Source organism: Hafnia alvei, assembly GCF_900095695.1.
Taxonomy (GTDB): domain Bacteria; phylum Pseudomonadota; class Gammaproteobacteria; order Enterobacterales; family Enterobacteriaceae; genus Hafnia; species Hafnia alvei_B.
The window spans coordinates 42,084-53,188 of sequence record NZ_FMIQ01000043.1 but is presented as its reverse complement, the minus strand read 5'-3'; the positions used below and the strand labels follow the sequence as shown (position 1 = coordinate 53,188).

9 protein-coding genes are annotated in these 11,105 nt (G+C 49.6%); 2 read left to right on the top strand and 7 right to left on the bottom strand.

The features are described from left to right. Window positions 1-76: 76 nt before the first annotated feature. The 4 genes from hemG to pepQ form a co-directional block, all read right to left on the bottom strand. Window positions 77-619, bottom strand: a complete 543-nt coding sequence (gene hemG / locus BN1044_RS11845; RefSeq protein WP_072308875.1) for a menaquinone-dependent protoporphyrinogen IX dehydrogenase — start codon at window positions 617-619, stop codon at window positions 77-79. A gap of 43 nt (window positions 620-662) precedes the next feature. Further along, window positions 663-2,114 carry a Trk system potassium transporter TrkH gene (trkH, locus tag BN1044_RS11840; RefSeq protein ID WP_072308873.1) on the bottom strand — a complete coding sequence of 484 codons (1,452 nt, stop codon included), beginning with the start codon at window positions 2,112-2,114 and terminating at the stop codon, window positions 663-665. A gap of 65 nt (window positions 2,115-2,179) precedes the next feature. Continuing rightward, on the bottom strand, window positions 2,180-2,794 hold the full coding sequence (locus BN1044_RS11835) for an IMPACT family protein (RefSeq protein ID WP_072308872.1): 615 nt from the start codon (window positions 2,792-2,794) through the stop codon (window positions 2,180-2,182). After that, window positions 2,794-4,125, bottom strand: coding sequence for a Xaa-Pro dipeptidase (pepQ, locus tag BN1044_RS11830; RefSeq protein WP_072308871.1), 1,332 nt, complete (start codon window positions 4,123-4,125; stop codon window positions 2,794-2,796). The genes BN1044_RS11835 and pepQ overlap by 1 nt, the downstream gene beginning before the upstream one ends. A 202-nt stretch (window positions 4,126-4,327) precedes the next feature. On the opposite strand from pepQ, the gene fadB reads away from it, so the two are divergent. Then, on the top strand, window positions 4,328-6,532 hold the full coding sequence (fadB, locus tag BN1044_RS11825) for a fatty acid oxidation complex subunit alpha FadB (protein WP_072308870.1): 2,205 nt from the start codon (window positions 4,328-4,330) through the stop codon (window positions 6,530-6,532). Window positions 6,533-6,557: 25 nt separating this feature from the next. Further along, window positions 6,558-7,721 (top strand): acetyl-CoA C-acyltransferase FadA, encoded by a 1,164-nt coding sequence (fadA, locus tag BN1044_RS11820; protein WP_043490348.1) that lies wholly within the window; start codon window positions 6,558-6,560, stop codon window positions 7,719-7,721. Window positions 7,722-7,828: 107 nt separating this feature from the next. On the opposite strand, the gene fre is transcribed toward fadA, so the two are convergent. The 3 genes from fre to pepE form a co-directional block, all read right to left on the bottom strand. Then, window positions 7,829-8,530 (bottom strand): NAD(P)H-flavin reductase, encoded by a 702-nt coding sequence (fre, locus tag BN1044_RS11815; protein ID WP_072308869.1) that lies wholly within the window; start codon window positions 8,528-8,530, stop codon window positions 7,829-7,831. 48 nt (window positions 8,531-8,578) lie between these two features. Then, the gene (ubiD, locus tag BN1044_RS11810; RefSeq protein WP_072308867.1) at window positions 8,579-10,087 is read right to left on the bottom strand and encodes a 4-hydroxy-3-polyprenylbenzoate decarboxylase; all 1,509 of its coding nucleotides are present in this window, start codon (window positions 10,085-10,087) and stop codon (window positions 8,579-8,581) included. 152 nt (window positions 10,088-10,239) lie between these two features. Further along, window positions 10,240-10,965: a dipeptidase PepE gene (pepE, locus tag BN1044_RS11805; RefSeq protein ID WP_072308866.1), complete on the bottom strand. Its 726-nt coding sequence runs from the start codon at window positions 10,963-10,965 to the stop codon at window positions 10,240-10,242. Window positions 10,966-11,105: the final 140 nt, after the last annotated feature.

Genomic DNA, 11,105 nt, shown 5'->3' with positions numbered 1-11,105 from the left:
GAACGACTGACAAGTGTTTATTTGAAAATAATTACTGACCGCGTAATTTATCAACAAAAGTTGTGTTTTGTGATGATTATCGCACCACACTGCTGGTTAAACGGACAAATCCCTGTGCAAAGCGCTCTACATCCTGCCAATCCGTATATTCAACTTCTTTAGTCGTATCCGTTTCCCCACCGGTCATTTTCATAATAAGTTTGATCATAAACTTATCTAGCCAACCATATCGTGGATAACGCAGCGCCCCAGCAAACACCGAACATAGTTTTGGCTGCCAAGGCGTAGCAAGCAAGAACTTACGCGTATACGCATTGGTCTGTGGAGTTCTCTTCTCAGGTTTACGGGCCGTGAGGTTTACCGCAAAGAAAGCACTCGGCATTGTATTTAACTGAGCAGTATTCATTTTGGTGAACTGATATAGCGCACGTTGAAAATGTCCGTAGCGAACCGATGCACCAATCACGATCGCCTGGTAGTTGGCAAGATCGATATCCATCGAGATTGCCAAATCTTGCACATCGCACATCGTCGTTTCAGATAACGCTGAAGCGATATAAGAGGCGATAGCTTTTGTCTGTCCATCTTGGCTTGAATAAAGCACTAATGTTTTCTTCATGGCTTACGGCCTCTGGCATTATCCATAATTAATCGTGAATACTTTAGTTACGCCAAAACGTTGGCGTAAACAGCACTAATAAGGTGAAGACTTCTAATCGACCAAACAGCATGGTGACGACCAACACCCATTTAGCCGCATCATTCATAGAGGTAAAGTTATCCGCAACCACCCCTAACCCTGGTCCGAGGTTGTTCAATGTAGCGACCACGGCAGCGAACGCAGAGAAATCATCAACCCCTGTCGCGATAATCGCAAGCATACTAATGATGAAGACTAATGCGTAGGCGGAGAAGAATCCCCACACCGCTTCAAGGATACGCTCTGGCAAAGCTCGGCTGCCTAACTTGATGGTGTAAACCGCATTAGGATGCACCAATCGCTTGAGTTCACGAGATCCCTGCAAGAACAGCAGCAGAATACGGATGACTTTCAGCCCCCCGCCCGTTGAACCCGCACAGCCGCCTATGAATGCGGAACATAATAGAAGCACAGGAAGGAATAACGGCCAGTGCGCAATGCTGTCAGTGGTAAACCCAGCGGTTGTCGCCATTGAAACCACTTGGAAAAATGCCTGATTCACCGTTTGCAGCCCAGTTTGATAAACGTTATGCCACCACAGAACAAGGGTACAGATCGCCACCAGCGTCAACTGAACAAAAATGAACATACGGAACTCAGGATCGCGCCAATACACTTTCAAGCTTCGCCCGCTAAGGAGCGCAAAGTGCAAGCTGAAGTTACAACCGGAAATCAGTAGGAACACAGCAATAATGGTATTGATGGTAGGACTGTTGAAATAGCCTATGCTGGCATCGTGTGTGGAGAATCCCCCAATCGCGATAGTCGAGAAGCTATGAGAAATGGCGTCGAAGACATCCATCCCCGCCCCCCACAACGCCACGGCACACGCAACGGTCAGCAAAACGTAGATAAACCATAATGTTTTGGCCGTTTCAGCAATACGTGGGCGCATCTTATTATCTTTTAGCGGCCCCGGCATTTCAGCACGATAGAGCTGTAATCCGCCGACACCTAAAATAGGCAAAATAGCGACGGCCAAGACGATGATCCCCATACCGCCAAGCCATTGCAGCATTTGTCGATAGAATAAAATAGCTTTAGGGAGGTTATCTAAACCAACAAGAGTCGTTGCCCCCGTGGTCGTTAATCCTGAGAAAGATTCAAAGAAGGCGTCCGTCACGCTGAGGTTCGGGCGCTCTGAAAACAGGAAAGGCAATGCCCCAACGCTGCCCAACACCGTCCAGAACAGCACAACTATCAAAAAACCTTCACGCGGTTTTAGCTCATGTTTTTGCTTACGCTGTGGCCACCACAGCAAAGTACCAATCGTTAGCGCAACAAAGAAAGTTTGAGTAAACGCCCGGCCTGCACCGTCACGATAAATCAGGGCAACAAGCCCCGGGATGATCATAGTTCCAGAGAACAATATGACGAGTAAACCGACGATGCGGATAATGGCACGAAAATGCATTCGGGCACGTTCCTTGCTCAATTAAAGAGTAATAAGTACAACAAAAAAGATAATGCGGGGGATTATTACGAAGTCTGATGTAATTGCAATGAGCCACGGCTCATGTTGCGTAACTTTTCAGCGACGTCTTCTACAACCAGCACAGGCAAACTCACCGTCAGCAGCACATCAACAGCATAATCACTCTGCAAGATCTCACCCCCAACCTGCGCTATAACGGCTTCAACTTGGGTCAATAATCCATAGTCACACTGCAAAGTATACTCAGCCTGCGGCACTTTACGCTCTACTGGCAAAAGTTTTAATGCTTGTTGAACACCGCCACCGTAGGCTTTAACCAAACCACCGGTTCCCAATCGGATGCCGCCATAATAACGCACAACGACCGCCGTGATTTCACCAATATGACTGCCCATCAGTTGAGCAAGCATTGGCTTTCCCGCCGTTCCCGACGGCTCACCGTCATCTGAGAAACCTAACTGTTGAGAATCATCCGGTGCACCGGCAACAAACGCCCAGCAATGATGACGCGCATCAGGATGCTCGGATTTCACCTGAGTGACAAAAGCTTTTGCCGCTTCGCTACCCGTCGTATGTGCCAACAAGGTAATGAAGCGGCTTTTTTTGATTTCCTCGCTGAAGCTCAGCGCCTCAGCGGGAATAAGATAAGGCTGACTCATCAATCCAAATGCAGATCGCGCGTCATATTTTCCACTGATTTCTCATGGAAAATTACGTTATCTTCAATACGGATCCCGCCGTAAGGGCGGAAAGCATCAATGCGAGCCCAATCAAAGTGCTGACTAAACTTCCCTTCTTTCCACGGCGCGAGCAGTGAATCAATAAAGTACAGGCCAGGTTCGATCGTCATCACCATACCCGGTTCCATGATGCGCGTGCAGCGCAGGAATGGATACATTTCTGGCGCAGCCAGATGGGTACCATTTTCATCCTGCATAAAACCTGCAACATCATGGACCTGTAGCCCAAGCGGATGCCCCAAGCCATGCGGTAGGAATGGACATGTCAGCCCTTGCTCCACGGCAGCTTCTTCACTGATATCTTTCAGGATATGGTGTTTTTTGAGCAATTTTGCCAAACGCTGATGCATTTGCAGATGGTAATCCGTGTAACGTACACCACATTTCAGCGTCGCAATCAGCGCCAGTTGCTCTTTATTCATGTCGCTGACCAACGCTGCAAAGTCGCTATCGCTTTTAGCCGCATAGGTACGCGTTAAATCCGCCGCATAGCCGTTATATTCCGCACCCGCATCAAGCAAGAAGCTACGGACTTCAGAAGGCAACTTATGTTGTAACGTCGTGTAGTGCAGAACCGCAGCATGCTCATTCAGTGCCACGATATTGTCGTACGGTACATCAGTATCACGATGTCCTGTTGCCGTCAGATATGCCTGATTGATATCAAACTCACTCATACCCGACTGGAATGCTTCTAGTGCTGCTTGATGCCCAACTACCGCCGTCTTTTGCGCTTCACGCATACACGCTTGTTCATAGCCGGTTTTGTATGCGCGATGGTAGTGCAGATAATCTAGCACCGCCTGCGGGTTAATATTTTCAGCTTTAATACCCAAAGACTGCGCACGCTGCGGAACATAGCCGATATAGGCAACACGCTCGCGCGCACTTGGCAACAGCTGTGCGATGTCATCTGCTTTACGCAAAGCGGTCATTTCTACATGAGAAGTCCAAAACGCATCGGGCAGTGGTTCAACGCTATACCAGTAATCAACGGGAGAATAGAACCAAAGCTTCGGCTTATTCACACCGTCTACCCACAACCAGCAATTAGGTACTTGAGTCACCGGCACCCAGGCTTTGAACTGAGGATTCACCTTAAACGGATAATCACGATCGTCTAAGAACAACGATAACAACTCACCAGAATGAATCAATAACCCATCCAGTTGACTACGCGCTAAAACCTCACGGGTGCGCTGCTGCAGCGTTTCCATGTGTTCAGAATACAACGAAGCTAGTGTTTCCATGTAAATGACCCTTTGCCCACAACGAATTTTTCCATCTTATCACAGCACTCCTTAAAAACAGGAAGTTGGCAAAAGCCCCATTCAACTCTCTGTGATCAAGTTTGCAAATGCGCAATGTTTTGTTTGCAAAAATTTAACATTAAAACCACACTTCAAAGCATCTGGTCATACCAGATCAACTGCGCTGATTCAGGAGATCACGATGCTCTACCAAGGCGAAAACCTACATGTAAACTGGCTCGAAGACGGCATTGCCGAGCTGGTATTTGACGCTCCAGCCGCCATTAACAAGCTGGATACCAAAACTGTTGCCAGCTTAGGCGCAGCTCTAGACGTGCTTGAAAAACAGCCGCAACTGCGTGGTCTATTGGTGCGCTCAACCAAAGCCGCTTTTATCGTTGGCGCAGATATCACCGAGTTTTTGTCTCTATTTGCGGCTCCAGCAGAAAAACTCACGGAGTGGCTCAACTTCGCTAATAGCGTATTTAACCGTTTAGAAGATTTACCCGTGCCCACCATTACCGCCGTAAATGGCTATGCGCTGGGCGGTGGTTGTGAGTGTGTATTAGCCACCGATTTTCGCATCGCCACGCCGGACGTTCGCATTGGCCTGCCTGAAACTAAGCTAGGAATTATGCCTGGCTTTGGCGGTTCGGTACGTTTGCCGCGCCTGCTCGGTGCGGATAGCGCACTGGAGATCATTGCCGCCGGTAAAGATATTGGTGCCGAACAAGCCCTAAAAGTTGGGTTAGTCGATGCCGTAGTATCGCAAGATAAGCTGGTCAGTGGCGCACTTAAAATGTTGCACCAAGCCATCGATGGCCAACTTGACTGGAAAGCACAGCGCCAGCCAAAACTTGAACCGTTAAAACTCAGCCCGATTGAATCGCTGATGAGCTTCACCACGGCCAAAGGCATGGTGATGCAAACCGCAGGGAAACATTATCCTGCGCCTATCACCGCGGTAAAAAACATTGAAGCCGCTGCTGGTTTAAAACGTGCCGAAGCGCTCAAACTTGAAACTGCCAGCTTTGTGCCATTAACCCGCACTACTCAAGCTCGTGCGCTGGTTGGGATTTTCCTCAACGATCAGTTTGTGAAAGGCAAAGCAAAGAAACTTGCCCAGTCTGGACAAGTTCCCTCGCAGGCAGTGGTGCTCGGTGCTGGTATTATGGGAGGCGGCATTGCCTATCAATCTGCGCTAAAAGGTACGCCTGTGTTAATGAAAGACATCAGTGAGAAATCGCTGGTGCTCGGTATGAATGAAGCAGGTAAGCTTCTCAATAAACAGCTCGAACGTGGGAAAATCAATGGCCTGAAAATGGCGCAGATCCTCTCCACAATCCAACCTACGCTGAACTACGCGGGTATTGAGCAAGCGCAAATCGTGGTTGAGGCCGTAGTTGAAAACCCAAAAATTAAGGCAGCCGTATTAGCGGAAGCTGAATCATTGATTAAACCAGACGCGATTCTGGCTTCAAATACCTCTACCATCCCTATCAATCAGTTGGCAGCCTCGCTGCAACGCCCTGAAAACTTCTGCGGCATGCACTTCTTTAACCCTGTGCATCGCATGCCATTGGTGGAGATCATTCGCGGCGCTAAAACCTCCGATCAAACGATTGGTACCGTTGTGGCTTATGCCACCAAAATGGGCAAAACACCGATCGTAGTAAATGATTGCCCTGGTTTCTTCGTCAACCGCGTGTTGTTCCCTTACTTCGCCGGTTTTAGCCTGCTGTTGCGCGACGGGGCTGATTTCCGCCAAGTGGATAAAGTGATGGAGAAACAGTTTGGCTGGCCAATGGGCCCTGCTTATCTGCTCGACGTCGTCGGCATCGACACGGCACATCATGCTCAAGTGGTTATGGCTCAAGGTTTCCCGCAGCGTATGGGCAAAAACTATCGCGATGCAGTGGATGTGATGTTTGATGCACAGCGCTTTGGTCAGAAAAACGCCGTAGGCTTCTATCGTTACGAGCAGGACAGCAAAGGCAAACCACGCAAAGTGCAAGATGAGCAAACTGCGGCTCTGTTAGCAGAGGTGGCACCATCTAACGAACAGTTCAGTGATGAAGAGATCATCGCTCGGATGATGATCCCGATGATCAACGAAGTCGTTCGCTGCTTCGAAGAGAAAATCGTGGCAAGCCCTGCAGAAGCAGATATGGCGCTGGTCTATGGCATTGGTTTCCCTCCGTTCCACGGTGGCGCATTCCGCTATCTGGACACCATTGGCACCACGCAATATGTCGAAATGGCCCAGCGTTATCAGCATTTAGGCGAACTGTATCAGGTGCCAGCAGGCCTGCGCGCCAAAGCAGAAACCAACGCGACCTATTATCCAGCAGCGGCACCGATTGAGACCGATGCAACGATGGCCTCCAGCGCCACTCAACAGGCTTAAGGAAGGAATCATGGAAAACCGTTCAATTGAAAACGTGGTGGTTATTGATGCCGTCCGTACGCCGATGGGCCGCTCGAAAGGCGGCGCATATCGTCAGGTTCGAGCCGAAGATCTTTCGGCGCATCTGATGCGTTCGCTACTTAGCCGCAACCCAAACGTTGATGCAAAAGAGATCGACGATATTTACTGGGGCTGCGTACAACAAACGTTGGAACAAGGCTTTAATATTGCACGTAATGCCGCGCTGTTGGCTGAACTGCCACATAGCGTACCAGCGACGACGGTTAACCGTCTGTGCGGTTCATCGATGCAGGCGATTCACGATGCCGCTCGCGCCATTATGATCGGCGACGCACAAATTAGTCTGATTGGCGGCGTTGAGCATATGGGCCACGTGCCGATGAGCCACGGCGTTGATTTCCACCCAGGCCTAAGCCGCACCGTTGCCAAAGCGGCAGGGATGATGGGGCTGACCGCCGAAATGCTGGCGAAAATGCACAAAATCAGCCGTGAAATGCAGGACGAATTTGCCGCTCGCTCGCATCAGCGCGCCTATGCCGCCACAACCTCTGGCGCATTTAAAAACGAGATCGTCCCTACTGCAGGTCACGATGCCGACGGCGTATTGAAAATGCTGTTTAATGATGAAGTCATTCGCCCTGAAACCACCGTCGCCAGCTTGGCAGCGCTAAGGCCCGCCTTCGATCCGGTAAATGGTACCGTCACGGCAGGCACCTCCTCAGCACTTTCCGATGGTGCATCGGCGATGCTGCTGATGAGCGAGTCACGCGCCAAATCGTTGGGCTTAAAACCACGCGCACGCATCCGTTCAATGGCCGTAGTGGGCTGCGATCCTTCCATTATGGGATATGGCCCTGTGCCCGCTACACAGCTCGCCTTAAAGCGTGCAGGGCTGAGCATCTCAGATATCGGGCAGTTTGAATTGAACGAGGCGTTTGCCGCTCAGACCTTACCATGTCTAAAAGATCTTGGGCTGCTGGATGTGTTAGATGAAAAGGTGAATCTTAACGGCGGGGCAATCGCCTTAGGCCATCCACTCGGCTGTTCCGGTTCACGTATCTCAACCACACTGCTGAATCTGATGGAGCGCCGTGACGTACAGTTTGGTCTGGCAACCATGTGTATTGGTTTAGGTCAGGGTATTGCGACCGTATTCGAGCGGGTATAAATAGTTTAGTTGCCGTACTTCCCGCCTGTCAGGGGCGGGTTTTTTATTTCTGGCAGAACATCATCTGCTAGCAGTCGATACACCTTACTACTAGCAGATGCGTTATATCAGATGAACGCAAATGCATCGCCAAACATATGCTCTACTTTGGCTTCACGTTCGGCGCAGAAACGCTCACGCGCAATCTTCGCCATTTCAAAACGCCCAGCGATGTAGATATCGTATTCTGCCAGCGAGCCGTAGTCTTGCAAAACTGCGCTCAAAACGGTACCGGTTCGGCCGTTCCAGCCCTCTTCAGGCTGTTCGACCACAGGGATAACCTTCAGCTGTGGGTGTTTTTCTTGCAGCGCTTCTAACTCAGCCAGATCGTACAAATACTTGGATTCACGTCCACCCCAATAAATCGCGATTTCACGATTAGGCTGCTGTGCCAGCGCCATCATCAGAATAGAGCGAGTGTAGGAGAATCCGGTACCACCGGCGATCAACACTAATGGACGATCGCCCTCTTCGCGCAGCCAAGCTTCGCCGTGAGGGATATCAACATTCACCACACGATCTTTCAGGATGCGATCCATTACCGCCATCGCATAGAGATTGATCTCTGAAGCGCCGATATGCAGTTCGATAAAATCCTTTTCCAATGGCGTTGAAGCCATAGAGAACGGACGCTTGTCACGCTCATCCATTTCAACCATCAAATACTGGCCTGCGCGAAACGAAACCGGTGCTTCCGGCACTAAGCGAACGCGATAAACCGTATCGGTGATAGCCTCAACGGAAGTGACTTTACAGCTCAACGTTGTCATGTAGTTACTCTATCGGATAAAGGGTTTTGCATAACCAGACAGCCGCCGTTAATTAGGCTTGCGGCTATTCTTAGCGTCAGTATGGTTATCTTCCAGAATTGCCAGTTCATCCCAGATGGCATCAATCCGCGTGCGGACTTTTTCATCCATAACAATGGGGCGTCCCCATTCGCGTTGTGTTTCACCCGGCCATTTGTTGGTGGCATCCAGTCCCATTTTGGAACCCAGCCCCGACACCGGTGAAGCGAAATCAAGATAATCTATCGGTGTATTTTCAATCATCACCGTATCACGCGCGGGATCCATTCGAGTAGTGATAGCCCAAATAACGTCGTTCCAATCTCGAGCATTGATATCGTCATCACAAACAATGACAAATTTGGTGTACATAAATTGGCGTAAAAACGACCAGACGCCCATCATCACGCGCTTGGCATGACCGGCGTACTGTTTCTTCATCGTGACGACCGCCATTCGATATGAACACCCTTCCGGCGGCAGATAGAAATCCACTATTTCCGGGAACTGCTTTTGCAGAATAGGCACAAAAACTTCGTTTAATGCCAGTCCCATCACCGCAGGTTCATCCGGTGGACGTCCGGTATAGGTCGAATGATAGATAGGATCACGACGCTGGGTAATATGCGTCACGGTAAAGACGGGGAAATTATCGATTTCATTGTAATAACCCGTGTGGTCGCCATAAGGTCCTTCTGGCGCCATCTCACCCGGCTCGATATAGCCTTCCAACACAATTTCAGCGCTGGCAGGCACTTCCAGATCGTTAGAAATACATTTAACGACCTCGCTCTTATTGCCGCGTAATAATCCTGCAAACGCATATTCAGAAAGCGTATCCGGCACTGGCGTCACCGCGCCGAGTATTGTCGCTGGATCGGCGCCTAAAGCCACGGACACCGGGAAGCGTTCACCTGGATGAGCTTGGCACCACTCTTGGAAATCAAGCGCACCGCCGCGATGAGACAGCCAGCGCATAATGACTTTATTCTTGCCCAGAACCTGCTGGCGATAGATGCCAAGGTTCTGCCGCTCTTTATTCGGGCCACGGGTCACAGTCAGCCCCCACGAAATCAGCGGTGCTGCGTCTTCAGGCCAGCAATGCATAACCGGAATACGACCTAAATCTACATCATCTCCCTGCCAAATAAGTTCTTGGCACGGCGCAGTGCTCAGCCGTTTCGTCGGCATATTCAGAACCTGTTTAAACTGAGGCAGTTTATCAAACAGATCGCGAAACCCCTTTGGCGGCTCTGGTTCTTTTAAAAATGCCAACAGCTTACCGACTTCACGCAACGCGCTAACATCTTCCTGTCCCATACCTAAGGCGACACGCTTTGCTGTACCAAACAGGTTGCACAAAACAGGAATGTCATATCCCTTAGGATTTTCAAACAGCAACGCCGGGCCACCGGCACGCAAAGTGCGGTCCGCAATTTCTGTCATTTCCAGATAAGGATCGATTGGCTGGCTGATGCGTTTTAGCTCACCTCTCTGTTCCAGCAAAGAGAGGAATTCGCGCAAGTCACGGTATTTCATAGCTTTCTTATTGGGCTGGTGAAGAACCCATTATAAGCGTTCTTCACTCTGGTTGCTGCACTTTTGTTACAAGCAGGTAACTAATTGCTTTAATAAGCATTATCATTCGATAGGCTGCCCGCAACAAACGGAATATCTTTGTTCATTGACGGTTAACAGCAGCGAAAAGGCACCATATCGGCCAATGCTTGTGTATCAAAATACTCATGAGTTTCTTGATTGTGACGGAATACTTTAAATCCCTGAGCTTTCACGCTGTAGTATTCCAGCTCATCACCAGAGACATGCAGCAAGCTACCTTCACGTAACGCAATTACATATTCACTTGGATTCACCGCACAAAACTCGGCAATACGCTCGTCGCGCGTTTCCCCCATATGACCACTCAGGTGGGCATCGATGTAGTGCGGGTTGATCTGAACAGGGAACAAACCTAGCGCAGGCAGTACCACGCTATTGCGCACCGGCATATCGTTGGTGGTTCGAATGCTTGGCGTTGCCACGTTACAACCGGCACTCCAGCCGATATAGGGGATCTCACGTTCACGTACCGCGCGCTGAATCGGCACAATTAGGCCATTCTCATGCAGCATTTGGTTCAGCAGCCAGGTATTACCGCCGCTCACCAGAATACATTCAGCCTCTTCAATGGCTTTAACCGGATCGTCAAAATGATGCAGGCTTGTCACTTGAATACCTAATGAGTTCTCTAACTCTGCGGCACGCGCGTCGTAGTTACCGCGGATCACAGCATAGGGCACCAGTACCGCAGAACGTATCTTCTTGCTTAGCAGCATGGACTGAATGGGTCCTTTTGCATAACCCAGCAATTCAGATTCACCGGAAACCTTACCGTTACTCAGTAAAAACAACTCCATGGGAATTTCTCCTAGCATTGAGAATGATTTTATTGCGCTTTATCACGCCGAAACCACACCTAACCCGAATGGTTATATAGGGCGATATTTATAACTAATAATTATGGTCAACGCTGTGATCTTCTGCCTGAAGTGGCAAA